The following is a 26,777-nucleotide window of genomic DNA, read 5'->3' as shown; positions in this document are numbered from 1 at the left end:
TCGGTTTAGTGGTGGCTGTGCTGGTGCACGTCATAGATACTTGCTTCCTCCCGTTATAACGGGGCATACAAATTGGAAATCGTGTATGAAAAAATTACTGGTATTGTCAGCTATCGTAAGCTTGCTGATAGTTGCCTGCTCGGATGCCGGTACAGCAAATAAAGATGCTGCTTCCAATAACGGAGTCATGAATCCAACTGATCAGCTTAATATCTATAACTGGTCTGACTATGTTGATCCCGATACAGTAAAAAATTTTGAAAAAGAAAATAATGTCAAGGTTCGTTACGATTATTATGATAGTAACGAAACATTGGAGGCCAAAATTCTGATTGGTCGTTCCGGCTATGATCTGGTTGTACCATCCATTGCCAATGTCGGCCGGGAAATTAAAGCCGGTGCTTACCGGCCGGTAGATAAAAGCCAGCTGTCCTATTACAATAATATCGACCCGAATCTGTTGAAAATGATGGATAAGGTAGATCCGGGTAATAAATATGCAGTGCCTTATTTCTGGGGTATTAATACTATCGGTATCAATACTGCTATGGTAGAGAAAGCACTTGATGGCAAATTACCGGATAATCTCTGGGATCTGGTATTTAATCCGGAATATACACATAAACTGAAAAATTGCGGTATTTCTCTGTTTGACAGCCCTACAGAGCTGTATCCGCTGGCTTTGCATTATTTAGGTAAAGACCCGAATAGCAGTGAACCGGATGATATCCGTGCTGCAACCAATCTGATTAAATCCGTACGTAATGATGTGAAACGTTTTAGCTCATCAGGCTATATTGATGATATGGCTCGCGGTGATCTGTGTGTGGCTACCGGTTACGGTGGTGATTTAAACATCGCTAAAAAACGTGCAGAGGATGCCAAAAGTGGCGTGCATTTACAGGTGCTGGCACCGAAAGAAGGGGTTGGAATCTGGGTTGATTCGTTTATGATTCCTAAAGATGCCCAGAATGTAGCCAATGCTCTGAAATACATCAATTACACACTCGAACCTAAAGTTGCAGCGAAAAACGGTAATTATGTGACTTTTGCACCAGCCAGCAAACCGGCACGAGCACTGATGAGAAGTGAAATTGGTAGCGACCCCAGCATATTTCCCACTCAGGAAGTACTGGATAAGAGTTTTATCGTATCACCGAAATCACAGGATGCTGTGCGTCTGGCTGTGCGCCTGTTCCAACAGGTAAAAGCAGGGCAGTAGCTGTTTGATATACGCGCACGCAGGTTTCAATAAAAAACGAATCGTTCCGGTTCGTTTTTTATTTAGGATGATTAGTTTATCTTGGAGAATCATCGGAACATAACACTCTTTGTAAGGGTGTAGTATGCTGGTAATGACAGAATCGTTATAGATATTAGCTGTCAGAATATGGGTAAACACTTATAATCAGAGGCTACAGCACCAGTTCTGATTGTTGAAGGTCAGACAAAATTTGAGAGTGAATATCAGCATATTTTCATATAGCAGATAGTAAATCAATGAAATTATCAGTCATTATCGGAAGTAATGGTTTTTATTCATTTAAAATAAAAATTTGTTCTGAAATTTTTACGTTTAATCTTTAATCTGACTGGCTGCTTACGGCCGGATAAAAAGTGTAAAGGGCAGCAGCGTTAGCAGAATAAAGGTTTTAAAGTTTTAAATTGGATGGTTATGAAAATTTTAATTTGTAATGATGACGGTTATTTATCAGATGGGATCGCTTTACTGGCACAGGTAGCATCTAAATTTGCTGAAATAAGAGTTGTTGCTCCGGAAAGTGATCAGAGCGGCGTAAGCAATTCATTTACTCTGAACCGGCCTCTGTCGATTAAAAAAGCCGCAAACGGATTTTATTATGTTAATGGCACACCAACTGACTGTATCCATGTAGCTATGCATACCATGACTGACTTTAAACCTGATTTGGTTTTGTCCGGCATTAATCATGGTGCCAATATGGGTGATGATGTGCTGTATTCCGGTACAGTGGCTGCGGCTACTGAAGCCTTTCTGATGGGTATACCCGCACTGGCATTTTCAATTAATGATCGCAGCGGTGAGTATTGGGCAACGGCTGAAAAAGCCGTCATGACTATTCTGGAAAAAGTATGTGTACAGCCGCCGGCTGAACCGGTTTTATGGAATGTTAATATTCCGGCTGTAAAAGCAGAATCAGTGCAGGGCTATCGTGTGGCTAAACTGGGGCGCCGACACCATGACCAGTGTATCGTGCCGTATAGCAGTCCTCGCGGCGAAACCCTGTATTGGATTGGTGGCGTAGGTGCCGCTGATACTCGCTGGCAGGAAACTGATTTTAGTGATAACGAAGCAGGTTTTATTACCATTACGCCATTATCGCTTGACTTAACTAATTATCAGCAAATGGGTGCAGTCAGTACATTTTTACACGACATACAATGGTGACAGAAGTGGGACAGGGCGTAAGCTGGACCGGATATGAATTCCGGCGTGCACGAATGGTAGAGCGGTTGAAACAGATGGGTATTACCCGTGCTGAAGTATTGGCTGCTATGTCTGCTGTGCCCCGGCATGTATTCGTTGAAGAGGCTTTGCGCTCTCATGCTTATGATGATATGTCTCTGCCGCTGGGTTTAGGGCAAACTATTTCCCAGCCATATACGGTCGCAGTCATGACGCAGTTATTGTTTGCCAGACGGCCAATACAAAATAATCTGCGGATACTGGAAATCGGTACTGGTTGCGGTTATCAGACAGCTATTTTACAGGCACTGGGTTTACGTGAAATTTACTCAATAGAGCGTTTGCGTCCGTTACATGAGCGTGCCAAACAGAATTTACGTGCAGTACGTTTACTGGCTCATGCACGGCTGGTCTGTGGAGATGGTTATCTGGGTTTGCCGCAGGAAGCACCTTTTGATGGCATTATACTGACAGCTGCGCCGAAAGAGGTACCTTTGCCTTTATTACAGCAACTTTCAATTGGCGGACGTATGGTTTTACCTTTGGATGAAGGCGGGGTGCAGTTTTTATGGGTAATCGACAAAACTGCTGAAGGTTTTCAGGAAACCTGTGTGCAACAGACATTATTTGTACCATTGGTAAATGATAATTAAACCAAAGGCATTCTGTCATTTTATTTTGCCGGTTTACGTAACCACTTGAATCCAGGCATAGATACAATGCCTGTCAAACTGACTGATCCCCTTTACTGTCAGAAGAGCCTGAAAGAGTAAACGGGATCACAGTATCAAATAACTGAACACCATTAAATGTATAAAAATAGCTATCGTTATGAAATAACGAATAAATAATATGGCTTATAACCAAACCGGCTGCTACTGTGCATTGCCTGATGAAAAACTCAGTAAATAGCGTAAAATAATCTTGTCTTAGTATTTTTTAATGAAAAAATTAATGATAGCAAAGAGTTATTGCTAAACAATACAGAAAAAGCCGGAAAAATTCTTTGGTTCCTTCCGGCTTAATCTGAATAGTACTGATTCACTATGTTATATAAAGTGATTTGGCTGTCAGAAACAGGTAAATCACAGTAATCTGGGAAAATAACTATGAAAGTAGCAGTATTCGTTGAACCGGGAAAAGTAGCTATACGGGAAATGGAAAAGCCGGTTATTCAGAAACCTACTGATGCCATTATTCGCATTGTTCGTGCCTGTGTTTGCGGTTCTGATTTATGGTGGTATCGCGGAATCAGTACCTGTGAGCCGGAACGAATTGTCGGCCATGAAGCTATTGGTGTTGTTGAAGCTACCGGCAGCGCAGTAACTCATGTCCGTAATGGTGATTTTGTTATTGTACCGTTTACGCATGGTTGTGGCCATTGTGCTGCCTGTAAGGCAGGTTTTGATGGTAATTGTCAGAATAAAGAATATGAGCGCAACGGCGGGTATCAGGGTGAATATCTGCGCTTTACTAATGCAGACTGGGCTTTGGTGAAAATTCCCGGTCAGCCGCAGGATTATTCAGATGCTGTTTTAAATTCGTTACTTACCTTGGCCGATGTTATGGCTACCGGTTATCATGCTGCTGCCAGTGCTGAAGTAAAGCCGGGAGATACGGTAGTGGTGATGGGCGATGGAGCAGTTGGGCTGTGCGGAGTCATCGCGGCGAAACTGCGCGGCGCTGAACGAATTATTGCGATGAGCCGTCATCCTGACCGGGCAAAACTGGCAAAGGAGTTTGGAGCAACTGATATCGTGCCTGAGCGTGGTGATGAAGCGGTAGAAAAAGTGTTGTCGCTTACCCGGCAGGCTGGTGTTGATGCAGTATTGGAATGTGTGGGAACTCAGCAATCGTTGCAAACAGCAGTTGCTGTAGCCCGCCCCGGAGCAATTGTTGGTTGTGTTGGTATACAGCATGACACAGAAATTAAAACCAGCGATGTTTTCTGGCGGAATATTGGATTACGCGGCGGTATTGCCAGTGTCACCACTTATGATAAAAATTTATTACTGCAAGCTGTGTTAAATGAAGAAATTCAGCCGGGGAAAGTATTTACCCATCGGTTTGATTTAACCGATATTCAGGCTGCCTATCAGGCTATGGATCAGCGTCAGGCGATTAAATCATTAGTTATTGTCAGCCATGAATAATAGATAACTCCCGCAGCTTAACAAGCTGCGGGAGTTATCTGTATGAACAGCAAAGCTTATTCTACCGGTCTGATCAGAAAATGCCTTTCATACCTTCCGGTGTATAGCGTTCTCCCTGAATATTGATATGATTTTTCAGCTCATTCAATGTCTGAATATCTGCTGTATCCAGTTTTAACTGGCAAGCCTGATTATTTTCATTCAGGTATTTTTCACTTTTGGTTCCCGGTATCGGTACAATATGTTCCCATTGAGCGAGCAGCCAGGCCAGTGCGATTTGACCCATTGTGCAATTATATTTAACAGTCATGGGTTCTAATGCCTGAAGCAAACGTTTGTTATGTTCCAGATTATCATCCTGAAAACGCGGGTTGGTACGGCGGAAATCATTTTCAGCCAATTCATTTTTATTCTGAATTTTACCGGTCAGAAAACCGCGCCCGAGAGGTGAGTAGGGTACAAGACCGATATTCAATTCTTTCAGTAATGGCAGCACTGAATCATCTTCTATATGACGTGTCCACAGCGAATATTCTGTTTGCACCACATCAACCGGATGAACTGCATGGGCACGCTGCAAAACAGGGGCAGAAACTTCACATAAACCGACATGGGCTATTTTCCCTGCCTGTACCAGTTCTGCCAGAGTTTGCATCGTATCTTCAATTGCAGCATTAGGATCTAAACGATGGATATAAAATAAATCGATCTGCTCAATGCCGAGTCTGGCCAGAGAGTCATCGCAGCATTGTTTAATATATTCTGGGCGGTTATTAATGCTGCGGTTATAACCGGAAGTATTGTTTCTATCAATACCGCATTTGGTTGCGATAGTAAGCTGTGCCCGTACTGAAGCAGGCAGAGTTTTCAGTACCGAACCGATCAGTTTTTCGTTTTCACCACGACCATACATATCTGCTGTGTCAATCAGCGTAACACCGCTATCAATTACTTTGTGCATCATTGTGCGGGCATGTGCTGTATCTATATCACCATAAAATTCGCTCAGACCCATTGCTCCATAGCCCATTGCAGATACGGTAATGTTTTGTCCAAGTTTTCGTTGTGGTAAAGAATGGCTCATTATTTTCTATCCTCAGATTAGTTATATCTGAAACGCTTAATCAAATAATGCTTTTATTCGACTGCGGTCAGATAATTGTTAATTACTGATAGTGATAGTAATTAATTAACCTTGCTAAGAGAAATATAAAATCATTGATATAAAAAATATATCAATGATTTGAGCTTCTGAACCTTCCGGAAATATACATGTCACAATGGTGTATTAACTGAATTATGGTGCTTAAAATACTCAATAATGGTTTGTGTCACAGTATTTTCAGCCTGCTGATGCCAGAGCAGATGTATATCGATTGATAGTTGCTGTTCATATTCAGTAGTTAATTTTTTATATACCACTCCCGGGATATGTGCCTGTGCCATAGAAGCCGGAAGTAATAACATGCCTCTGCCCATGGCAATTTCCATCAGCATGGTTAAGAAATTAGGTAATTTCGGTTGTAAAACCAGAGAAGCAGTTAAGTTGCTGATGACTTTTTGCAGTTGATCATACAATCCCGGATTCTGGTATCGTTTACACCAGTACAAAGGTAAGTCTGTTACTGTATTTAAATCTATTTCATCCCGTGAACAGGCAGGGTGGTTTTCAGGTAAGGCCAGTACCAGTTTTTCCTGATAAACTAATAAACTATTTGCCTGATCATTATTTTTTTTATAATCTGAAATAATAACCAGATCAATATTGCTTTTATTAAATTCAGCCAATAGCTCTTTTGAAGAGTAGTCCTGCTGCAAAAGATCGATGTTTGGCTGGAATTTATTAATAAATTCGCTGAATAGCGGAATAAAATTAAAACCCAGAATTTTAGTTATGCCAACAGTTATTCTGTCTGTTGAATAATTATTAACATTGGTTATGGCCAGAGATAAGCCTTCCAGCCAGTTTCTAGCTTTGTCTCTGAATTGTCTTCCCTGTTCTGTAAGCATTACATAGCGGGTATTACGTACTAATAAAGTAGTTTGCAGCTTTTCTTCCAGCTCTTTGATTTGCATCGATAACGGAGGCTGACTAATACCCAGTCTGCTGGCAGCCTTGCGAAAATTGCCTTCTTCACATACTGCCAGAAAATATTGCAATTGTCGGACTGTTGGCAGATGCCGACTGTAAATGGCTGAGTTATCGAGATTATGTTCTGTCTGAGCAGGTAATTGATTATACATATTTCCCCTGATTCATTGTTGTGCATCCGTTCGCAATTAAACTGTATAAGCGACAATATTTTCGTCAATCAGACTGGAAAAGCACATCATGCGAATGTTTAATGGAAATGATTTAAAAAAATCAAATCTAAAATTAAATTATCTGCAGGTAATTATTGATATCGTCGGGAATCATAACAGAAAAGATATAGTTAATGTTAGTATGAAAGTTAACGGGAAAATATTAATTAAATCTATAGAAACTAATAATGAGAGAAATAATACCAAATAATCTGGTGTAACAATCGTATGTGAAGCTAAATATATGGTTTACAGATATCGGCTAAGCTAATTATCAATTATGCATTGGCTGGATCAGCAGAAAACAGATATTGTTGAAAATAAGTTGTGTCAGTTTCACTTATGAATTCGTTTAGCTATTTTATTTAATGGCAGAATCTCAAATATTGTCTGCATATCTGTATTTAAGTGTTTATGTATGATGTCAAAGAAAATCTCTTTTTCACCGTTGGTGTTTACTTTGATTATTGAATTATTTGACTAATCTGTTATATACGTAAGCTCTGCGCTATCAAAGGCAATTGCTATCGGAGCATTGAGCTTGTAGGTGATCATCTTAAAATTGTCATACTTAAATCATCAATAAATCTGCAAAATATAAATATCGAGGATGATAATAATCTTTTTTCATAACGAGTTTCCTTATTAATAAATTCCTGTATTTTTATTATTTATGATTATTTTTAATAAGTTGAATACCAACTAACGCTAAGATCAGATTTAACGTTGATAACAGAACACAAATGGCAATTACTCCATTCCAGGTCATGTTTTGATAAACTATACCTAATAGATAGGTGCCAATACTGCCTCCTGCCAAACACGAGAGTAAATATAAAGACGAAATCGCACCGCGCGAATTAATTGGCACAATTTTATTAAGCATGGCTATAACTAATGGCTGAATGCCAAATACAAATAAAAACAAAGCAAAAATCCCGAATCCGATAATATATATTGCTGAGCTATAACCAATAGTCACAACCGATATACATACAGCTAGCAAACAGATGATTAAGAGAGACCGTTCTTTGATAATCTGTGATAATTTACCAGTAATTATGGTGCCAATAACCGCACTCAGACCGGCAAAATTAAGCCAGCCTAAAGTTGTTGCAGACAAATAAAAAGGTGAACTTTTCAAATAAAAAGTAAGTAATGAAGATAATCCTAAATAAACAAAAAATAGTAAAAAGCCGACTAATAAAAAAATAATTACCGTTTTATCAAGTAATAATTTAATTGCCGCTAGATAAGTACCCCGTACACTATTAGTTGAAGGTTGGATTATTGAGCGTTTTATACCGTAAGGGACAAAAAAACATGTTGCAGTTATCAAACTCGCATAAATAATAAATGCAACTTGCCAGGACCAAAGATCGGTCAGCATTGCGACTATACTTCGACTAAAAATCATGCCCACAATAGAAGCTGAAATCATCATTCCCATTGCTTGGGGTAACTTATGGTTAGGCGTGTTTTTAGCTGTATAAGCGAATAATGCCGCAGGAACAGCAGCGGCAAAAAAACCGATTAATGACATGGTGACCAAATACAACGTAAAAGAATCAACAATCACCGATAAAAATAAACAACAAACAGTTCCAATACTACCGACCAAAACTAACAACTTTGTCGAAACTTTGTCCGAAAGCGGGCCATAAATAAAAAAAGAAATGGCATAAAAAAAGCAAGATAAGCTGAATACATTTCTCGCTGCTAAAATATCAATATGATAGCTTTGAGAGATCTCTTGAAAAATAAGTTGGCTGATATAAACCGACCCGACTAACAGCATGATTAATAATGCTGATAACATTAAATTCGGTTTTGTCTGTACAAGATTTTCTTTAGACTTTGCTTCCATGAACAAAATCCCGATTAGCGAGTGATTGAGTTCAAGACAGGTTAACTAACAAAATAAGAATTGAGAAATATATAATTTGTTATACGAAATTCGTATTGTAGAAAAAACAAGATAAACCAATGCAAAAAGCAAAGACCTCAATCATACTAATCTGATTGAGGTTGATAAATTGCAGAATAGCATAAAGGTCAGACTGAAAATATCAGTTAAATTGCTGAATTATTAAATAATATTTTGAAGCCTGACCTTTAAAATTTTAATGTTAACAGTTAGTTGGATAATGAAATATCACGCCGTCTGAATATCAATGTGGCTATCAGGAAAAAAATCAATGCATAAACAATATTGGCTGCCAAGATAATAAAAAATTCACTCTGGACAGGCTGATCAACTGTTTTAGAAATTAACTCAATCAAATAGCTGTTTACATTTAATGGGCTTAATTTGTATATCCATCCGTCTTCAGGTAAATCAAGGTAGAAAAAGTTGATTGTTTTCCACAGACCACTGGCAAAGAAATAATACACAATACAGCTACCGGTTATGAGTGCACTGCTGTTAAATACAGAAGAAAGCATCAGAGCAAAAGCAGTAAAAAATATTGTAATGGCTAATATGAATATGCCGTATATTCCAGTGTACTTTAATATGATGCTAATTTCCGGCATTTGGTGAATTGTCAGTATATGTAATAATAGGGAAATGATTACAGATATAATCAGAAACACAGGCATTAATATAGTAATCGCTGCAATTTTAGCCAGTAATATTTTGTAGCGCTGATAAGGACGGGTCAGAATAAATTTAACTGTTCCTTTGGATATTTCAGAACTTAGAATATTAGATGCATAAATAATAGAGATAAAATTAATAAATTTGTAACAAATAGTGATACTAAATAAAAAGACGTGGTCACTATCATCTTTAGAAACTGAATGTGATGTATGAGTGATCACAAAATGCATAGTGCTGAAATAAATAATTAATATCAATAATAATATTATGGGTATGATAATGATATTTCGGTTTTTTTTAAGGTATTTACGCCATTCATTAATTAGTAATTTCATTTGTTGGCCTTTTGTTGATTATCGTTTTTTATGCTTTGCAGAAAAGAATCTTCCAGAGAGTAATGAGTCAGCTTCAAACCAATTAAGGGAATATCATGTTGAACAAGAAGTCTGGCAATTTCTGCACGCGGATCGTGGTCAGTTGAATCAGTTGCAATTTCAAGATTATTGAGCTGACGGGTAACCTGATACCCGTTGTTCAGCAGAATTTTTTCTGCCGGTGCTAAATCTCCGTCTACTTCGATATGAATAATGTTATTGGATTTACCCAGAAAATCACTCATTGTTCCCGCATAGACCTGTCTGCCCTGATTAACGATAAAAATATCATTAACAATTTCCTGAAGCTCAGAAAGCAGGTGGCTGGAAATAATAATACTGTTTCCATGCTGGACAAAATTTTTCATCAATGTACGAAAATCTTTCATTCCTTCCGGATCAAGACCATTCATGGGTTCATCCAGAATTAATACTTTAGGCTGATGAATAGTTGCGTTTGCGACGCCTAATCTTTGGCGCATACCCAGAGAATAGCCTTTGACTTTTTGGTGTTCTGCACCTTTAAGCCCGGTTCTGGTTAATGTTTGCATTAAATCATCTTTACTGATTGACTGACGGCTCATATCAGCAAAGATTTGCAGATTATTAAAACCGGACATGTAATTATAGAATTCCGGATTTTCAATGATGGTACCAAGATTAAAAGCTGCTTTTTCAAAGTCTTTTTGTATATTGTGCCCACAGATTTTAATGTCTCCGGAAGTGGGAAACATCAGACCTGTGAGTATTTTCAGCATAGTGGTTTTGCCGGCACCATTGGGGCCTAAAAAGCCCATAATCCGACCGGGTGCAATCTTGAAAGAAATGTTATCCAGAATCTTCCTGTTTTTGATTTTTTTGCTGACATTTTTAACTTCAATGAGATAATTGATTTTTCCCACTCTAAACCTTTCTTGTTCAGGGAGTTAAATTTATTGACTTTGTCGATGTTATATGAGTAAAGCAATACCTGTCTTTATGGTATACGGAATTTTTATTTTCCTTATTTATAATAATGTATTATACATAATTTAACAATATTAAAATGTCTGGTTTATTGATGGTTTATTCAGCTGGACATGCTGAATATAAGTTGAGTGTTGCTTTTGAATCTTTTTTATATAATGAATCAGATAAATAGCTATAAGCAGAACAAATCTGACTGAAATAATTTTTTGCTGTAATCAAAATTATCTGCCAGAAAAATTCTGGGAATGATGCATAAATGGTCTGATTAAAGGATATCTGTTCTATAAGGATTAAGTATTTGAATATTCGGGTTTGACGTAATAGATTGTCTGAAAAATGTTTGTATATAATGAATAATAAAAAAGCACAGCTTATGCTGTGCTTTTTTATTTAATTTGGCGCGGCGGACGGGGCTCGAACCCGCGACCCCCGGCGTGACAGGCCGGTACTCTAACCAACTGAGCTACCACCGCGCAAGTTTTATGCAACGCATAAAACAGAAAACTGGTGGGTGATGACGGAGTCGAACCGCCGACATTCTGCTTGTAAGGCAGACGCTCTACCAACTGAGCTAATCACCCCTGCTTGGGAAAGACGCTATTAAACCAGATATGCCGTTCGCTGGCAAGTACTAGTTATGAAAAAATTAGTTCGTTCCCTGTAGTGACCAGTTTTCAAAAAGAATTACTTTGTCTCTGGGACCAAGTACAACCAGGGTATCTGCATTTTTAAAACGGAATTCAGAGTCAAATTTGCGTAATTGATGAGCATTGCGGCGTACTGAGAGCAGTTTTACTTTCAATTTGTCCAGCGGAAGGTCGTCTACACTTTTACCTACCAGAAAAGCATCTGGCGGCAGAGTGAAAGCCTGACGGAAATAATGGATATTCTCATCAGAAACGGTGTCATCGCTGCCGGCAAATAAACCTTCAAGTGCCTGATAACGGTTTTGACGAATACGCTGCATGATTTGATAGACTTCATCAAACGGCTTACCTGAGCTTAATAATGCCTGACTGGCGAGCGTAAGGCTGGATTCTTTTTCATCAGAAACGATGTCGTCTGCCCCCATATTGGTTAGCACAGGAATGTTGTCGTCGTTGGTAACGCGCACAATTACCGGCATGGTAGGGGCAATCAGCATAATATTATTGAGAATATGCTTAGCCTCTGTCATGTTGTTGATGGTAATCAGTACGGTATTGGCACGTTTTAATCCGGCTGCCTGTAATACTTCCTGCCGTTTGGCATCACCGAAGGTGACCGGTTCACCGGCAGCTTTGGCTGTGGCAACCCGTTCAGCATCCAGATCAATGGCATAGTAGGGTGTATCCTCCTGTTGCAGGATACGGGCAATGCTCTGACCGCAGCGGCCGAAACCGATAATGAGGATATGGTCAGATTTACTCATGGTATCTACCAGTATGCTCTGTAAATCAACTGCCTGTTCGTCCCAGCTGCGTTTAACCAGTAGTTTGTTGATTTTATCTGCACTTCGCATAATAAAGGGCGCCAGTATCATGGAAAGCAGGATGGCGGCAATGGCTGCCTGTTGCAGCTCAAGAGAAATGAGTTTTAATGCGCCGCTAATGGCCAGCATAACAAAGCCGAATTCACCGCCTTGAGCGAGATACAAAGCTGTTTTAATGCTGTCGCCGGTATTTTCTTTCATGTAGCGGCTAATGCCAAATAGTACCGCTGCTTTCAGAATAACCAGCAGTGCTCCCAGTATCAGTATCATTAACCAGCTTGACTGTAAAACTTGTATATTCAGTTTCATGCCGATGGTAATGAAGAAGAAGCCGAGCAGAATGTCCCGGAAGGGGCGAATGTCATCTTCTACCTGATAGCGGTATTCGGTTTCTGATATCAGCATACCGGCTACAAAGGCGCCCAGTGCCAGTGAGAGACCGGCCAGCTGAGTAAGATAAGCAACTCCGAGAGTGACCAGCAAAACGTTAATCATGAAAAGTTCGCTGGATTTGGTGCGGGCAATCAGACGGAACCACATAGGCATGATTTTACTGCCGACCACCAGCAGCAGACCTAAGGCAAGTGCCATGGTAAGCAGGGCTTTGCCCATTTGCAGGATCAGACCGTCACTGCTGTGAGCCAGAGCAGGTAATAAAATCATCAATGGAACGACGGCAATATCCTGCATCAGCAGTACGCCCATAATCATGTGGCCGTAATGCTGTCCCAGTTCGTTTTTTTCTACCATAATGCGGCTGACAATAGCCGTAGAAGACATAGTCATGGCTGCGGCTAGGGTAAACGCCCATGTCAGCTGAATACGCATAGCTGCAAACAGGATAAAAAGTATCAACAGGGTAAGTGCGACCTGTAATCCGCCTAAACCAAGCACCAGCCTGCGCATGGCTTTAAGTTTGCCGATGGAAAACTCAAGCCCGATGCTGAACATAAGAAACGTAATGCCGATTTCTCCGATAAATTCGGTGGCATGACTCTGATTAATTAAATGCAGCCAGCCAGGACCGGCTATGAAGCCAACTACCAGGTAGCCTAGCATGGCGGGAATGTGTAAACGTCGGCAGATGATAGAGGCCAAAACGGCCACCAAAAGAATCATCACGACAGGGCCAAGAGAAATATGCATAATATATTGATTTTATTTAATTAAAATTTTATTATCATATTTTAACATAGATGTTTTGGCTTGTGCGGACTTATACCTTATAAAGATACATTTTTTAACAGATTATTGTAAGAAATTGCGCAATTGTTTAAGTGCTGTCCATGCATTGGCTTTTAAATGGCTTTGACGCAATAATCGTGCAGGGTGGGGCGATATTACGTAAGGAATATTGTGCAGATTCTGTGCCAGTATTGTCTGGTCGAGCTGGCTGAATATCTGCCCGAGCAGCAGAATAGCCTGAGGCCGGATATGTTCGATCTGAGCACTCAGATAAGGCAAACAGGCTTGCAGATGCTCATCAGTAATACGCAGGCTGACATTAGGCGCACACTTTACCTGGCTGGTAAAAAAAACTTCTTCAGCAGTAATATTAATGGCTGCCAGCATATTGCTGAGCAATTTGCCGACTTCTCCGCTGAAAAGCTGCCTGCTGCTGTCGTCCGGCGGTGCAGGATTAGAGCTGATGACCAGAAGCCGCGCATTGCTTGCACCATATCCCAGTAGCGGGGTGCAGCGCTCCTGATGTAAATTACAGCGGGTGCATGCGGCCAGTGTTGCCGGAATGGATTCGAAGCTGATATTTAATTTATCATTTGTGGTAATGGGGCTGATTTTGCTAGTGTTATCTTCTTTAGCAGTCTGTTTTACAGGTTTAGTTGGCGGCTGATTAATAATTTGCCGGAGTGCGTCACGATGCCGGCTGGCTGGCTGAATTGCAGAAATATCAACCGGTGGACTCGAGTAAGAAGTTCTCACTGGTTGTAGATGGACAGAATTGTCCGGAGCAGAACGCGCAACAAGCCGGGTATTGTTTTTTACTGGCGTATTTGTTTCCGTAACCTGGGAAGGTATCAGATAAGCAGTTTGTGATAACCACATGGGGCCGAGGCCCAGTGCTTCGTGCAGATAAAGATAGCGGCTGTCTAGCATGGTTTTTCCATTAATACAGCATCATCACCATTCTGGTAATAATTTTTACGTATGCCACAGGATACGAAACCATTGTTTGTATACAGTTGTAGTGCACCGGAATTGCCGGCACGCACTTCAAGCAATATCCGGCTCAGATGCTGTTGCTTTGCATGCTGGAATAAATGCTCCAGTAATTGTTGTGCATAACCCTGCCGTCTGAAATCAGGATGGGTGTCAAGCAAATGAATTTCGGCTTCCCCCGGCAGTTTTTGCCAGACCAGCATACTGACAATTCCATGCGCAGGCAGCTTGATTACCCATACAGGTTGTGGTGCATAAACGGTATTGGCCAGTTGTGTTGCTGACCATGGCGCCGGATTACACTGTTGTTCAAGCTCATGCAAAGCGGCGACATCGGCGAGAGTGGCGGCACGGATATTCATGCTATCTGACTCGCAGTTCGTCTGGCAGCCTGTTCGGCAGCTGTCAGGGCAATTTTATTGCGGACATAATGCAGGCTGGCATGAGCAGCATCAGTTGCTTTGTAACGACCGGATAAGGCCAGTTGCACGTACTCCTGAGCTCTGGGCATAAGATTCTGCCCTGATACGGGTAAAGTGATATTCAGCCCGTAAGCGTTACCGATACCTGTAGCCTGATGCTGACCGGCCGGCAGACGGATGCTTTCGGCAGTACCCACCATATAATCACTCAGAAGTTTATGATTATGGGTGTCATACCATGCATAGAATAGTTCGTTCATACGTGCATCTGTTGCGGCCAGTACGCAAGGCTGATCCGGTGCGAGAGCAGCTACGGCATCCAGACAGGGAATGCCAATCAGTGGCAGACTGAATGGTAATGCCAGACCAGTAGCTACACCCAGACCGATGCGTAATCCGGTGAAAGCACCGGGGCCTTGTGCGTAAATGATGGCATCCAGCTGAGACAGTATCAGTCCGGATTCTGCCAGTAACTGCTGTATACGCGGTAATATCAGTTCAGACTGTTTTGCACCTGCTGCTTCGCAGATGCTGTCAGTATGTCCGTTGTGATGCAGCCCCAGTGACAGATAACTGGTGCTGGTATCGATTACAAGCAGACGTGAATCATTGCTAATCATGATGTGTTAATGTATTCGGATAAATTGAATTATACCGTTTTATGCCTTTATTTTTTAGGTTAAATATTGTGCCAGAGTAAAGTTATAGGTAAGGGTAATAAATGCTATTTTTGGGTAATTTTTTGATAAATAATTGTTTATATTATAGATTTAGTGATTAATTATTACGGCTGGTTTGTACTTTTTCGGGTGTGATGTTAAGTTATATCAGCTGTCCCGGCTGTGAAATTGAATTAAGAATGGAAGTTGTTTGTGGATGAGTTGTATGTAGGGCGTTTTGCCCCCAGCCCTACCGGTTTGTTGCATATCGGTTCGCTGCTTACTGCGGTAGCTTCTTATCTGGATGCCCGCAGCCGACAGGGACGCTGGCTGGTGCGGATGGAAGATCTGGATCCGCCACGTGAAATGCCGGGTGCGGCGGCAGCTATTTTATCTGCACTGGAAGCTTTTGAACTGCACTGGGATGGTGAAGTTGTTTATCAGAGCAAGCGTCATCACCTTTATGCTGCTGCTCTGGCGCAGTTAAAGGCGCAAGGACTGGTGTATCCATGCTTTTGCAGCCGGAAAACGATACAGGCTGAAGCACAGGGCATGGGTGTGGATGGTTTTATTTATGGCGGGCATTGTGCATCTTTGAATGCAGATAAGTCTGTCTGTTCAGAGAAAATGCCGGCATGGCGTTTGCGGACTGATGCAGATATAACCGGTTTTACGGATGCAATACAAGGTTATAAGCAACAGTGTCTATCCAGAGATGTGGGCGATTTTGTTTTGTTGCGGGCAGATGGTTTCTGGGCTTATCAACTGGCGGTCGTAGTTGATGATGCGGATCAGGGAATCAATCATGTAGTACGCGGTCAGGATTTGTTATTATCTACTCCCCGTCAGATTTATTTACAGCAGTTACTGGGTTTTGCACAGCCGGCTTATGCTCATTTACCGTTGCTGACTAATACGCTGGGACAAAAATGGTCAAAACAGACGCAGGCACCTGCATTAGATTTGCGCCGGCGTGAAACTTTACTGCGGCAGGTTCTTACTTATCTCGGGCAGCCGCAGGCACCAGAAGTGGATAGTCTGTCTGATTTGCTGAGCTGGGCGGTGCAGCACTGGCAGCTTAAGCGTGTTTCACCACAGGCAATTGCAACAAATTAATGCTGATAGAAAGTTTTAGACAACGAGGGAGAAAAGGGTTGGTTCGAAGTAACTTACATGCATCTGCTCCGCGATTTTATCTGCGCTTATGGCAAAAACAACAGCGCCGCTCATACCGGCTGGCATGGGTGCTGATGGTTACCGCAGCAGTATTAATTATTGTACAGAGTGCTCTACTGGCTAACCTTTTTGCTTTGTGGCTTAATGGAGAAAATGTAACTGAGACTTTATTCCAGTTTTTACCTTATCTATTAATCTGCTGGCTGTTGCGGCCGTTACTGAACTATTTTAAAGACCGGTTGCTATTACGGGCGAGTGTGGCAATCAGATTACAGTTGCGCAGTCAGTTAATGAAAGCACTGGCGTTATTGGGACCTGAGCGCAGCCAGTATGGCAGTGATGGAGCTCTGTCTACAATGGTTCTGGAACAGGTAGATGCTCTGGATGGTTATTTAAGCCGCTATGTTCTGCAACAGCAACTTGCAGCACTGATGCCGGTACTGATTGCCGCGGCTACTTGTTTTTATAGTCCATTTGCTGCTGCGCTATTATTGCTGACTGCGCCATTGGTTCCGATTTTTATGATTTTGCTCGGACAGGCGGCAGCACGTAAAAATCGTGCGCAGTTTTCAGCACTGGCGGCTTTAAGCGGACGTTTTCTGGATTTGTTGCGGGGTCTGCCCACGTTACGTCGTTTAGGTGCTCAGTTGCAGGCACAGAAGACTATCGATGCCGCTGCTGAATCTTATCGGGTGCGAACAATGGCGGTATTACGGCTGGCATTTCTGTCTACAGCTGTTCTGGAACTGTTTGCTTCACTGGCAATCGCACTGGTGGCTGTCTATCTGGGTCTTGGACTGCTGGGCGTATTGCCCTGGGCAAACGGACAAATACCGGTACCTTATCAGGGTGCATTGTTTATTTTATTGCTGGCGCCGGAATTTTATGCACCATTGCGTCAGCTTGGTGCTGATTATCATGATAAAGCTAAGGCAGAGGCAGCAGCCGAGACATTAATGCCACTATATAAAGTGGTCGAAAATATACCTGCTGTTTCTGAAGAAGTTGATTTTGTATTGCAAACACCTCCCAGTTTGCGCGCAGATTATCTGGTGGTATACGGACGTGATGAACGTATCCGTCTGCCGCAATTCAGTTTTTGCATAGAAGCCGGAGAACGTGTTCTGCTCAGAGGAGCGAGTGGCAGTGGAAAATCCAGTCTGCTGCAGGCCTTACTGGGATTTGCTCCTTACTCTGGTACTTTATGGATCAATCAGCATAATTATGCTGAATTAAATTTACCGCTATTACGGCAGTCAGTGGCTTATCTGGCACAGACGCCACCAATATTGTCACTATCAATTGCCGAAAATTTGCGGCTGGCCAGCCCGGATGCTACGGATGAAGAGTTGCAGCAGGTACTGCAACAAGTAGGACTGTGGGTATTAATTCAGCGTTTACCTCATCAAATGGATACACAACTGGGTGAGCGTGGTCGTGGAATGTCCGGCGGACAGTTACAACGACTGGCGCTGGCACAAATGCTGTTACGAAAAGCACCGTTATGGCTGCTGGATGAACCAACCGCTCATCTGGATGCGCAAACAGCATCGGAAATTATGCAGTTGCTGGCGCAGCTGAGTATCGGTAAAACGGTAATACTCGTTAGTCATGATATTAGTTTTGCCGGATGGGTTGACAGGGAAATCATGCTGACTGACCAGCAGGAGCAATTACGATGAAGCGTTATCATTTGTTATGGTCACAACAGCAGCTGAAACTGTCTAATTTATTACTGAGCCGAAAAAGTGCCTGGTTACTGGCATGGTTATTGGGGCAGGTAACGGCTATAGCCAGTATCGGACTGCTGGCTCTGTCCGGCTGGTTTATTACTGCTGCCGGGCTGGCCGGAATAATAAGTCTGGCAACAGCTTATACTTTTAACTATTTTACTCCGGCAGGGGTGATCCGTTTGCTGGCTATTGTGCGTACCGCGGGGCGCTATGGTGAGCGTCTTGGTTCACATGATGCAGTACTGGGTCTTCTGGCTGATTTGCGTAGCGGGCTGTTTTCTCGTCTGGCTACAGGTAAACAGCAGCAACAGAACGCTCTGCGGCAGATGCATTCTTTACTGAGTGATATTGAATTGCTGAATAACTGGCCGCTTAATGTTGTATTGCCATGGTTATGGGCATTATTCATGTTACTGAGCATTCTGGGGCTAACTGTAATTGTGGCCGGCAGCAAACTGGCATTGTATCTGTCTATTCCATTATTCCTGGCAACTGTCGTGATTCCGGCATTGGCTGCTCTGTACGGACAAAACTGGGGTAAACAGCAGGCAGGATTGGCTGAAAAACGGCGTACAGCTTTACTGCAACCGCTTGAAGCAATAACAGCCTTGTTGCAATGGCAGCAATGGTCACGCTTTGCAACGGTTTTTCATGCCGAAGATGAATATTATGTCTCTGGCCAGTTGCATCAGCAGCAACTGGCAGGAAGAGTAGTATTGTTACAGCAGGTATTGATGGCAGCAGCAGTGGCTGTTTTGTTATGGCTGGGAAGTGAGTGTTTCGGTGGCAATGAAAACCTTTCAGTAGCTATGTTGCTTGCGTTGGTGCTGGCTGTATTTGGTTTTACAGAACTGGTGCTGGTACTGGGTATGAATATGATGACCTATGGTTTGTGTCAGGCTGCATGCATACGTCTTAATGCAATTACGCCCGCACTGACTGTCGAAGAATCAGATAAAAAGCCTTTACCAGCACAACTGCATTTACAGGCGCGTGCATTACAGGCACGCTGGCCGGATGCGCTGAACGGAGTGGAAAATGTCAGTTTTGATTTGGTTAACGGTAATATTTTGTTGCTGCAAGGGGCATCTGGTGCCGGAAAATCTACTTTGCTGGCAGTATTAGCGGGAGAACTGGAACCAGCAGCAGGGCAATTGTGTTGTAATCAGCAACCGTTTTCAGCATGGCAGTGGCAGGGAGAGGTGGGTTATCTGGCTCAGCAACTGGATATATTTGATTTAACTCTGGCTGAGAATCTGCGTTTGGGTAAAGCTGATGCTACTGAGGATGAGTTGTGGTCAGTACTTTCCAGCGTCGGGCTGGCTGTATGGGCTGAAAATCAGCCCCAGCTTCTGGAAACACGTCTGGGAGAATATGGAGCAGCTGTGTCCGGAGGGCAGGCTCGTCGCATTGCTCTGGCGCGTTTACTGCTGCGTCCTTATAAAGTACTGATACTGGATGAACCGTTTGCCGGTATTGATGAGCAGGCGCAGGCAGAGCTGGCTTCTGTGCTGCAACAGCATCAGCAGCAAGGTATTCTGATTGTAGCAAGCCATCAGACTAATCCATGGCCTGAGGCTCAGATTTTGCAAATAAATTGAAGAAATTCTGAATAAATTTTTAGCTGATTTACTTTTCTGGCAGCCATTTGCGGCTGCCTTTTATTTGATCTAGATCAAATAAAATAACTAATAACAAATTTTAACAAAGACATTGTATTATAATTTTTAAATATATATTTTTAGCATTTATAATGTATAAGTAAAATATATAATATTTTTAACAATAGAAGTTTAGTTTATTTTTAATTTTACATATTTAATGTAAACTTAAATAACTATATTTATTTGTTAAATTAATGCATTAGTTTAATATTTTCGATTTGTATAGTATATTAAATTCTATTAAATTGAAATATTTGTCAATGCGCCGGTTTAAAGATAAATATAATTTTTATTAATATAAATCACAGGAACAAAGCCATGGATTTAGTGGAACTGTCAAGGCTGCAGTTTGCGCTGGTCGCGCTTTATCATTTTTTGTTTGTACCGCTAACATTGGGGATAGTATGGATTCTGGTAATAATGGAATCCACGTATGTGTTAACCGGTAAGCAGATATATAAAGATATGACGCGATTCTGGGGCAAATTGTTCGGCATCAATTTTGCTCTGGGTGTAACTACCGGTATAACAATGGAATTCCAGTTTGGTACCAACTGGTCATATTATTCGCATTATGTAGGGGATATTTTCGGTGCGCCATTGGCTATTGAAGCGCTGATGGCTTTTTTTCTGGAATCCACTTTTGTAGGCCTGTTCTTTTTTGGCTGGGAAAGACTGAGCCGGCCTGGTCATCTGTTAGTTACCATTCTGATGGCACTTGGTTCCAATCTGTCTGCATTGTGGATTCTGGTAGCCAATGGCTGGATGCAGGATCCGGTAGGGGCGCATTTCAATTTTGAATCAATGCGTATGGAAATGACCAGTTTTACTGAAATTTTCCTGAATGAAGTAGCGCAGAATAAATTTGTACATACAGTTTCTGCCGGTTATGTAACCGCTGCGGTTTTCGTGATGGCTATTTCTGCCTGGTACATGCTGAAACGTCAGGATGTCGAATTTGCCAAGAAAAGCTTTCGTATTGCCGTAGCTTTTGGTGTAGCTTCAATTCTGTCAGTTATTATATTGGGTGATGAATCCGGTTATACCGTGGGAAAATCACAGCAAACCAAAATGGCGACACTGGAAGCCATGTGGGAAACAGAACCGGCTCCGGCTTCGTTTAATCTGATTGCTCTGCCAAATGAGCAGAAAATGGAAAATGATTTCGCTATCGAAATTCCATGGGTAATGGGTTTAATCGGTACCCGGTCACTGGATAAACAGATTCCGGGAATCAAGGAAATCATTGCTGAGAATACGGAGCGTATTCGTAATGGCCGGGAAGCTGTGATTGCGCTGGAAACATTGCGTAAAGACCGTACAGATGCACAAGCACAGGCTGCCATGAAAAAATATGGTGATGATCTGGGCTTTGGCTTACTGCTTAAATCTTATGTGCCGGATGTACGTCAGGCTACTGAATCTGATATCGCACATGCAGCCCGGGAAACTATTCCGCGTGTCGCTCCGATGTTCTGGAGTTTCCGTATCATGGTATTGTGTGGCTGTCTGTTGCTGTTGCTGATGGTTGTAGCATTTTATGCTTCAGTTAGAAATAATTTTGCAAAAAAACGCTGGTTGCTTAAATGGGCGTTCTGGAGTTTACCATTGCCCTGGCTGGCCTGTGAGGCAGGATGGTTTGTTGCAGAGTATGGACGCCAGCCATGGACAGTATATGGTGTACTACCGACTAATCTTTCGGCTTCTTCGCTGACGGCTGCTAGTCTCTGGGGATCAATTTTCGGTTTTGTAACGCTGTACACAATATTATTAATTGTGGAAGTGTATCTGATGGTACGGTTTTCCCATCAGGGCCCGGGTTCGCTGGGTACAGGGCGTTATGCTAATGAAGCAGAACATTAGGAGTAGACCATGGAATTCTTGGATTATTCGGTATTAAAATTCATCTGGTGGTTGTTGCTGGGTGTTCTGCTGATTGGCTTTGCCATTATGGACGGGCAGGATATGGGAGCAGGTTCTCTGCTTCCGTTTGTTGGCAGAAACGATAACGAGCGCCGTGTCATTATTAATTCAGTAGCCCCGCACTGGGATGGTAATCAGGTGTGGTTTCTTACTGGTGGTGGTGCTATTTTTGCAGCATGGCCATATGCTTATGCAACAGCATTTTCCGGCTTTTACTGGGCAATGATGGCTGTGCTGTGGGCAATGTTTTTCCGTCCGGTAGGATTTGACTATCGCAGTAAAATCAATAATGCCCGCTGGCGTACTACCTGGGACTGGTTACTGTTTGTCGGCAGTTTCGTTCCGCCGCTGATTTTCGGTGTGGCTTTTGGTAATCTGCTGCTGGGTGTGCCATTTCATTTTGATGATGATTTGCGTTCTTTCTACACAGGCTCATTCTGGGCTTTGCTCAATCCTTTCAGTTTGTTGTGTGGTGTGGTATCGGCTGCAATGATTACCTTTCATGGTGCGATTTATCTGGCATTGCGCACAGATGAACAGGTAAGACAACGTGCACTGCGTGCCAGCACAATTGCTCTGATTGTTGTGGTAATCGCATTCTCACTGGCCGGTATCTGGATCAATATGGGAATTAATGGTTACAGTATGGTTGAGGGAAGTTATTTGCCCGGAGCTTCACCTGATCCGCTGAATAAACAAGTGGTCAGTGCCACAGGTGCATGGATGAATAACTATCAGCAATATCCACTGCTGTTAGTGATACCGGTACTGGCTTATGTTGGTTTTATAGTGGCATGGCTTCTGGCAAAAGGCGGGAAGAATTTTGTAGCATTCTGGTTTTCAGCATTGGGTCTTGGCGGCGTAATCAGTACTGCCGGTGTATCCATGTTCCCCTTTATCATGCCTTCAAGCACAGATTTGCGCTCCAGCCTGACAGTATGGGATGCCAGTTCGAGTGAATTTACTCTTAAAGTTATGCTGGTGGTGGTATTAATTTTCGTGCCGCTGATGTTGTGTTATACCAGCTGGTGTTATCGGGTGATGCGCGGTAAGGTAACTACCGACATGATTCGCAAGAACGACCATAGCCTGTATTAAATTCGGCTTAGTCTGCCGCTGGTATTTTAGCCGGCAGACAAGCCAGTAAAACAAGGAGTATTTTATGTGGTATTTCGCTTGGTGTTTAGGTATTGGTTTTGCCATATTGCTTGGAGTAGTAAATGCATTATGGGGTGAATATCAGCAAGACAGAGATAAGCTGGATCAGCAATCACAACAATGAAATAGTGTATGCCAATCCGATACATTCTGTTACTGAATTAATTAATTTTAAAAAAGTTCCTTTGGTTTGCTGTATACCAGATTGCTTGGTATACAGCTTTTTCTTTTATACTAAGGTTAATACAAAGATAACAATTATATTTATTGAAATGATTTGTTCATTATTGTTTGATTTACAGTAAATTTGATGTATTTTGCTGGAAAGTGCTGGTTTTTTGTATTAGTATATTTAATGAATATAATCTTCGGAAAGGAATCCGAATGAATAAATCTATGCGTAATAGTCTGATTTTTGCTATTGGGCTGGTTGTAGCAGCAAGTGTTAGTGCCAAGGAAATCAAAGTAGCCAGTAATAACACTGCATATTCGCCGGAAGAAATACAGAAACTGGCCAATACAGCAGTAAAAATGGGGGTAAAAGAACCTCTGAATATGAATGTTGCTTCCGGTAATCTCATTGTTACCGGCAGTAGTGACACTAAATGTATATTTAAAGTAGGTACGGCAAAAACGCCACAAATTAGCGGTATCAGCTGTAAATAAATAGAAAACAGCTATTACAATCAATAGATGAAAAACTGACCTGTTCATAGTAATTGGGTCAGTTTTTTTATCGGTAATAGCATGATGAAAATTAGAAGAAAGAGTGAAAAGATTAATGTATCTTGGAGAAAAATTTACTCTTTCGATTGTTTTTATAAATTTTATTTTCAGCAATATAATCTTTCCATCAGCTTTTATTTTGGTTTTTACTTGCATGAAGGGCAGAAAATGAAAATTTGCCATGATTGTATTTGTGTAAGTAATTTGAGATTCAGTAAACCGACCTTTATACTGCGCTTAGCTGAATAGTCTGTTTGTTATAAGACAGGCACATCTACGGTTTAATTAATTGAATAATGGGGAATTGATATGTGGTTAGGTATTGCAGCAGTTAATCTGGCTTTGGCAGTAATGCTGGGTGCGTTTGGTGCACACGGATTAAAACATATGGCCAGTGCGCAGCAACTGGAGTGGTGGCATACAGCAACACAGTATTTTTTCTGGCATGCATTGGGATTACTGGTATTAGGCGTACTAGCAAAAGCAGTTCCGGCATTTATGGTAAAAATGCCGTTTTCTTTGCTACAGCTAGGATTGATTATTTTTTGTGGTTCACTATATCTGATGGCTTTGGGTTTGCCACGCTGGCTCGGTGTAATTACACCGGTTGGCGGTGTTTTAATGATTGCCGGCTGGCTGACTCTGGCATGGCTGGCTTTTAAGCAGCAGTAAATTTATGAAACCTGACAGGAGGTTGCTATGCGCGGTAATGTTTATTCAATGATAATGAGTTTCTTACTGGCAGGCAGTCTGTGTGCTTGTAGCCATTCAGCAGCTGTCACAGCTAATAGCTCTGCTCAGGTTTTCAACCAATCAGCAACGCCAGTTGCTTATCAGCTGGCCGATAATTACTTCATTAAAAATACGGTAACCGGATTAGTCCCGAGACACATTAGTTCATCTGTTGAATTTGCCCGTTATTTCGGTATGGCTGCAACTATGGGGAAAAATGGGAAACCAACTCCTATTGATTTTGCAGCTCATGATGTAATTGTATATGATGCCGGAATCGTGCAAAAGCAGTTGGAAATTACGCCCTTAACCTTAAATTATGCTCAGGATAAGCTGGTATTAGATGTACGCATTCGTTCTGGTGCAAGACAAAGTTATCAGATGCATCCGTTTGTAATTTTGATTGTGCCTAAAAACTTACCTGATAAAGTGGAATTCAAATTGCTACAACCATAAGCAGTAAAGATATGGTTGGTGTTTTATAGCCAGTAACTGGTTATTATCTAAAAAAGCAGTCTGTATAAACAGACTGCTTTTTGCATAAATAGGAGGATTAGTCCTGTGCAAGTACCACAAGTTTGTGATTAACAAATTCTTTAATGCCCAGATCACTTAGTTCACGTCCGAAGCCTGAACGTTTAATTCCGCCAAACGGCAATTCAGCCACGGAATCACCGAAGCGGTTAATAAACACCATACCGGTTTCAATTCGCGAAGCCAGTTTTTTAGCGCGTTCAATATCTTTACTGAAAACAGTTCCGCCCAGACCAAAATTAGAATCATTAGCCAGTGTAATTGCCTCTTCGTCATTTTTTACAATATACAATTGTGCCACGGGACCGAAAAACTCTTCAAAGTAGGCCGGATTATCCCGGCTGATATCTGTAATCAGTGTAGGGGTAAAGAAATTGCCTTCAGCAGGTTTGTTACCACATAATACTTTAGCACCATGGGTAATGGCAGCATCAAGCTGCTCTTGTAATGTATCCTTGCTTTTACGAGATGAAAGTGGTGCCAGTGTCGTATTTTCATCCAACGGATCGCCCATCACTACCTGGGCAAAATCTTCCTGAACAATCCGGGTGAATTGTTCAGCCACTTTTTCATGCACGATAAAACGTTTTGCTGCAATACATACCTGACCGGCGTTAAACAAGCGACCTGCTACTGCGGTATGTGCGGCGGCTACTACATCTGCATCATCTGTGACAACGAATACATCGTTACCGCCCAGTTCCATAGTAGATTTTTTCAGTTTATTGCCAGCCTGTCCGGCTACAATACTGCCGGCACCTTCTGAGCCTGTCAGAGCCACACCCTGTACGCGTTTGTCACCGATAATGGTTTCTATCTGCTCAGGAGTTACAAACAGATTGGTATAAGTACCGGCTGGTGCCTGGGCTTCATGCAGCAGATCTTCCACTAGTTGCGCACATTGCGGAACATTACTTGCATGTTTGGCTACAACCGGATTGCCTACAGCAATAGCCGGTGCAATAACCCGGATAAGCTGGTAAATAGGAAAATTCCATGGTTCAACTGCCAGAATGATACCGATAGGATGATGTTCCACCCAGCCTTTGCCCAGTTTGCTCGGATAGGCTGCCGGTTTTAGCAATTCTGCAGCCTGTTTTGCATAGTACTGGACAATTTCAATGCAATTAACAATTTCGTTACGGCTCTCTGCAATACGCTTACCCATATCCAATGTGATAATACGGGCAATTTTTTCCTGATGCCGTGTCATAATTTCAGCCAGGCGTTGTAGTAATGCCTGTCTTTCGCTGATGTTTTCCGGTTGTGACCATTCAGACTTGTACAGAGCATGAGCCTGAGTCAGTGCGTTTTCTACCTCAGTATTAGTATGATTGGAAAAAGTTCTGGCCAGCTCGCCAGTAAACGGATTGATAGATTGATAAGCCATATTCAGCTATCCTCCACAGATGTAATAGATAAGAGTAATTTGTCTGTAAAAATGCAGAGCAGAAGAAAGCGGCTGTCCGAATCATGCCCGAACAGCTTTAACGCAATTAAGAAATAGTAACAGAAGCCGCTAATGATTGTACGGCAGCGGTAAAGTTTATGTA

General features: G+C 42.0%; 23 protein-coding genes and 2 tRNA genes. 13 read left to right on the top strand and 12 right to left on the bottom strand.

Annotation, left to right across the window (positions count from 1 at the left end):
- Window positions 1–85 precede the first annotated feature (85 nt).
- The 4 genes from GYY70_RS04785 (at window position 86) to GYY70_RS04770 (ending at window position 4,599) form a co-directional block, all read left to right on the top strand.
- A complete protein-coding gene (locus GYY70_RS04785; RefSeq protein ID WP_174831439.1) occupies window positions 86–1,222 on the top strand; it encodes a polyamine ABC transporter substrate-binding protein in 1,137 nt (378 codons plus the stop codon).
- A 453-nt stretch (window positions 1,223–1,675) separates the two neighbouring features.
- Window positions 1,676–2,428, top strand: coding sequence for a 5'/3'-nucleotidase SurE (gene surE / locus GYY70_RS04780; protein WP_037393579.1), 753 nt, complete (start codon window positions 1,676–1,678; stop codon window positions 2,426–2,428).
- Window positions 2,422–3,099, top strand: coding sequence for a protein-L-isoaspartate(D-aspartate) O-methyltransferase (locus GYY70_RS04775; RefSeq protein ID WP_025330257.1), 678 nt, complete (start codon window positions 2,422–2,424; stop codon window positions 3,097–3,099). The genes surE and GYY70_RS04775 overlap by 7 nt, the downstream gene beginning before the upstream one ends.
- A gap of 456 nt (window positions 3,100–3,555) precedes the next feature.
- Window positions 3,556–4,599 carry a zinc-dependent alcohol dehydrogenase family protein gene (locus GYY70_RS04770; RefSeq protein ID WP_174831438.1) on the top strand — a complete coding sequence of 348 codons (1,044 nt, stop codon included), beginning with the start codon at window positions 3,556–3,558 and terminating at the stop codon, window positions 4,597–4,599.
- A gap of 73 nt (window positions 4,600–4,672) precedes the next feature.
- Here the strand turns inward: GYY70_RS04770 and GYY70_RS04765 are convergent, their stop codons facing one another.
- The 11 genes from GYY70_RS04765 to tsaB all read right to left on the bottom strand — a co-directional run bounded on the left by GYY70_RS04765 (window position 4,673) and on the right by tsaB (window position 15,539).
- Window positions 4,673–5,683 (bottom strand): aldo/keto reductase, encoded by a 1,011-nt coding sequence (locus GYY70_RS04765; protein ID WP_174831437.1) that lies wholly within the window; start codon window positions 5,681–5,683, stop codon window positions 4,673–4,675.
- A gap of 191 nt (window positions 5,684–5,874) precedes the next feature.
- Entirely contained in the window at window positions 5,875–6,843 is a 969-nt protein-coding gene (locus tag GYY70_RS04760; RefSeq protein WP_084553962.1) for a LysR family transcriptional regulator, read from the bottom strand.
- 727 nt (window positions 6,844–7,570) lie between these two features.
- A complete protein-coding gene (locus GYY70_RS04755) occupies window positions 7,571–8,770 on the bottom strand; it encodes an MFS transporter (RefSeq protein WP_174831436.1) in 1,200 nt (399 codons plus the stop codon).
- A 269-nt stretch (window positions 8,771–9,039) separates the two neighbouring features.
- On the bottom strand, window positions 9,040–9,840 hold the full coding sequence (locus tag GYY70_RS12330) for an ABC transporter permease subunit (protein WP_174831435.1): 801 nt from the start codon (window positions 9,838–9,840) through the stop codon (window positions 9,040–9,042).
- The gene (locus GYY70_RS04745; RefSeq protein WP_096765737.1) at window positions 9,837–10,781 is read right to left on the bottom strand and encodes an ABC transporter ATP-binding protein; all 945 of its coding nucleotides are present in this window, start codon (window positions 10,779–10,781) and stop codon (window positions 9,837–9,839) included. The genes GYY70_RS12330 and GYY70_RS04745 overlap by 4 nt, the downstream gene beginning before the upstream one ends.
- A gap of 463 nt (window positions 10,782–11,244) precedes the next feature.
- Window positions 11,245–11,321, bottom strand: a tRNA-Asp gene (locus GYY70_RS04740).
- A gap of 32 nt (window positions 11,322–11,353) precedes the next feature.
- A tRNA-Val gene (locus GYY70_RS04735) sits at window positions 11,354–11,429 on the bottom strand.
- A 65-nt stretch (window positions 11,430–11,494) separates the two neighbouring features.
- Window positions 11,495–13,468: a monovalent cation:proton antiporter family protein gene (locus GYY70_RS04730; RefSeq protein WP_172332926.1), complete on the bottom strand. Its 1,974-nt coding sequence runs from the start codon at window positions 13,466–13,468 to the stop codon at window positions 11,495–11,497.
- Between the two features lie 99 nt (window positions 13,469–13,567).
- On the bottom strand, window positions 13,568–14,434 hold the full coding sequence (locus GYY70_RS04725; RefSeq protein WP_174831434.1) for a uracil-DNA glycosylase family protein: 867 nt from the start codon (window positions 14,432–14,434) through the stop codon (window positions 13,568–13,570).
- Entirely contained in the window at window positions 14,428–14,859 is a 432-nt protein-coding gene (gene rimI, locus GYY70_RS04720; RefSeq protein ID WP_174831433.1) for a ribosomal protein S18-alanine N-acetyltransferase, read from the bottom strand. Before rimI ends, GYY70_RS04725 begins: the two co-directional genes overlap by 7 nt.
- Complete coding sequence (gene tsaB / locus GYY70_RS04715) at window positions 14,856–15,539, bottom strand: tRNA (adenosine(37)-N6)-threonylcarbamoyltransferase complex dimerization subunit type 1 TsaB (protein ID WP_174831432.1); 684 nt, start codon at window positions 15,537–15,539, stop codon at window positions 14,856–14,858. Before tsaB ends, rimI begins: the two co-directional genes overlap by 4 nt.
- Before the next feature lie 261 nt (window positions 15,540–15,800).
- On the opposite strand from tsaB, the gene gluQRS reads away from it, so the two are divergent.
- The 9 genes from gluQRS to GYY70_RS04670 all read left to right on the top strand — a co-directional run bounded on the left by gluQRS (window position 15,801) and on the right by GYY70_RS04670 (window position 25,146).
- Window positions 15,801–16,694: a tRNA glutamyl-Q(34) synthetase GluQRS gene (gene gluQRS, locus GYY70_RS04710; protein WP_084563351.1), complete on the top strand. Its 894-nt coding sequence runs from the start codon at window positions 15,801–15,803 to the stop codon at window positions 16,692–16,694.
- 38 nt (window positions 16,695–16,732) lie between these two features.
- Complete coding sequence (cydD, locus tag GYY70_RS04705; protein WP_174831431.1) at window positions 16,733–18,436, top strand: thiol reductant ABC exporter subunit CydD; 1,704 nt, start codon at window positions 16,733–16,735, stop codon at window positions 18,434–18,436.
- Window positions 18,433–20,088, top strand: a complete 1,656-nt coding sequence (locus tag GYY70_RS04700; RefSeq protein WP_174831430.1) for an amino acid ABC transporter ATP-binding/permease protein — start codon at window positions 18,433–18,435, stop codon at window positions 20,086–20,088. The genes cydD and GYY70_RS04700 overlap by 4 nt, the downstream gene beginning before the upstream one ends.
- 381 nt (window positions 20,089–20,469) lie before the next feature.
- On the top strand, window positions 20,470–22,014 hold the full coding sequence (locus tag GYY70_RS04695) for a cytochrome ubiquinol oxidase subunit I (protein ID WP_174831429.1): 1,545 nt from the start codon (window positions 20,470–20,472) through the stop codon (window positions 22,012–22,014).
- A 9-nt stretch (window positions 22,015–22,023) separates the two neighbouring features.
- Complete coding sequence (gene cydB, locus GYY70_RS04690) at window positions 22,024–23,172, top strand: cytochrome d ubiquinol oxidase subunit II (RefSeq protein WP_174831428.1); 1,149 nt, start codon at window positions 22,024–22,026, stop codon at window positions 23,170–23,172.
- 64 nt (window positions 23,173–23,236) lie between these two features.
- Complete coding sequence (cydX, locus tag GYY70_RS04685) at window positions 23,237–23,356, top strand: cytochrome bd-I oxidase subunit CydX (RefSeq protein ID WP_025330274.1); 120 nt, start codon at window positions 23,237–23,239, stop codon at window positions 23,354–23,356.
- A 260-nt stretch (window positions 23,357–23,616) separates the two neighbouring features.
- Entirely contained in the window at window positions 23,617–23,898 is a 282-nt protein-coding gene (locus GYY70_RS04680) for a hypothetical protein (protein WP_174831427.1), read from the top strand.
- 369 nt (window positions 23,899–24,267) lie between these two features.
- A complete protein-coding gene (locus GYY70_RS04675; RefSeq protein ID WP_174831426.1) occupies window positions 24,268–24,630 on the top strand; it encodes a DUF423 domain-containing protein in 363 nt (120 codons plus the stop codon).
- 27 nt (window positions 24,631–24,657) lie between these two features.
- Window positions 24,658–25,146, top strand: a complete 489-nt coding sequence (locus GYY70_RS04670; RefSeq protein ID WP_025330277.1) for a hypothetical protein — start codon at window positions 24,658–24,660, stop codon at window positions 25,144–25,146.
- 97 nt (window positions 25,147–25,243) lie between these two features.
- On the opposite strand, the gene GYY70_RS04665 is transcribed toward GYY70_RS04670, so the two are convergent.
- A complete protein-coding gene (locus GYY70_RS04665; RefSeq protein ID WP_174831425.1) occupies window positions 25,244–26,614 on the bottom strand; it encodes an NAD-dependent succinate-semialdehyde dehydrogenase in 1,371 nt (456 codons plus the stop codon).
- Window positions 26,615–26,777: the final 163 nt, after the last annotated feature.

The sequence above is a fragment of the Snodgrassella sp. ESL0324 genome (assembly GCF_013344955.1).
Taxonomy (GTDB): Bacteria; Pseudomonadota; Gammaproteobacteria; order Burkholderiales; family Neisseriaceae; genus Snodgrassella; species Snodgrassella alvi.
This window is presented reverse-complemented; position numbering and strand designations above follow the sequence as displayed.

What these genes read in the sequence shown, in the direction of transcription:
- GYY70_RS04785 (WP_174831439.1), top strand. Translation starts at nt 86, where the DNA reads ATGAAAAAATTACTGGTATTGTCAGCTATCGTAAGCTTGCTGATAGTT.
- surE (WP_037393579.1), top strand. Translation starts at nt 1,676, where the DNA reads ATGAAAATTTTAATTTGTAATGATGACGGTTATTTATCAGATGGGATC.
- GYY70_RS04775 (WP_025330257.1), top strand. Translation starts at nt 2,422, where the DNA reads ATGGTGACAGAAGTGGGACAGGGCGTAAGCTGGACCGGATATGAATTC.
- GYY70_RS04770 (WP_174831438.1), top strand. Translation starts at nt 3,556, where the DNA reads ATGAAAGTAGCAGTATTCGTTGAACCGGGAAAAGTAGCTATACGGGAA.
- GYY70_RS04765 (WP_174831437.1), bottom strand. Translation starts at nt 5,683, where the DNA reads ATGAGCCATTCTTTACCACAACGAAAACTTGGACAAAACATTACCGTA.
- GYY70_RS04760 (WP_084553962.1), bottom strand. Translation starts at nt 6,843, where the DNA reads ATGTATAATCAATTACCTGCTCAGACAGAACATAATCTCGATAACTCA.
- GYY70_RS04755 (WP_174831436.1), bottom strand. Translation starts at nt 8,770, where the DNA reads ATGGAAGCAAAGTCTAAAGAAAATCTTGTACAGACAAAACCGAATTTA.
- GYY70_RS12330 (WP_174831435.1), bottom strand. Translation starts at nt 9,840, where the DNA reads ATGAAATTACTAATTAATGAATGGCGTAAATACCTTAAAAAAAACCGA.
- GYY70_RS04725 (WP_174831434.1), bottom strand. Translation starts at nt 14,434, where the DNA reads ATGCTAGACAGCCGCTATCTTTATCTGCACGAAGCACTGGGCCTCGGC.
- rimI (WP_174831433.1), bottom strand. Translation starts at nt 14,859, where the DNA reads ATGAATATCCGTGCCGCCACTCTCGCCGATGTCGCCGCTTTGCATGAG.
- tsaB (WP_174831432.1), bottom strand. Translation starts at nt 15,539, where the DNA reads ATGATTAGCAATGATTCACGTCTGCTTGTAATCGATACCAGCACCAGT.
- GYY70_RS04700 (WP_174831430.1), top strand. Translation starts at nt 18,433, where the DNA reads ATGAAGCGTTATCATTTGTTATGGTCACAACAGCAGCTGAAACTGTCT.
- GYY70_RS04695 (WP_174831429.1), top strand. Translation starts at nt 20,470, where the DNA reads ATGGATTTAGTGGAACTGTCAAGGCTGCAGTTTGCGCTGGTCGCGCTT.
- cydB (WP_174831428.1), top strand. Translation starts at nt 22,024, where the DNA reads ATGGAATTCTTGGATTATTCGGTATTAAAATTCATCTGGTGGTTGTTG.
- cydX (WP_025330274.1), top strand. Translation starts at nt 23,237, where the DNA reads ATGTGGTATTTCGCTTGGTGTTTAGGTATTGGTTTTGCCATATTGCTT.
- GYY70_RS04680 (WP_174831427.1), top strand. Translation starts at nt 23,617, where the DNA reads ATGAATAAATCTATGCGTAATAGTCTGATTTTTGCTATTGGGCTGGTT.
- GYY70_RS04675 (WP_174831426.1), top strand. Translation starts at nt 24,268, where the DNA reads ATGTGGTTAGGTATTGCAGCAGTTAATCTGGCTTTGGCAGTAATGCTG.
- GYY70_RS04670 (WP_025330277.1), top strand. Translation starts at nt 24,658, where the DNA reads ATGCGCGGTAATGTTTATTCAATGATAATGAGTTTCTTACTGGCAGGC.
- GYY70_RS04665 (WP_174831425.1), bottom strand. Translation starts at nt 26,614, where the DNA reads ATGGCTTATCAATCTATCAATCCGTTTACTGGCGAGCTGGCCAGAACT.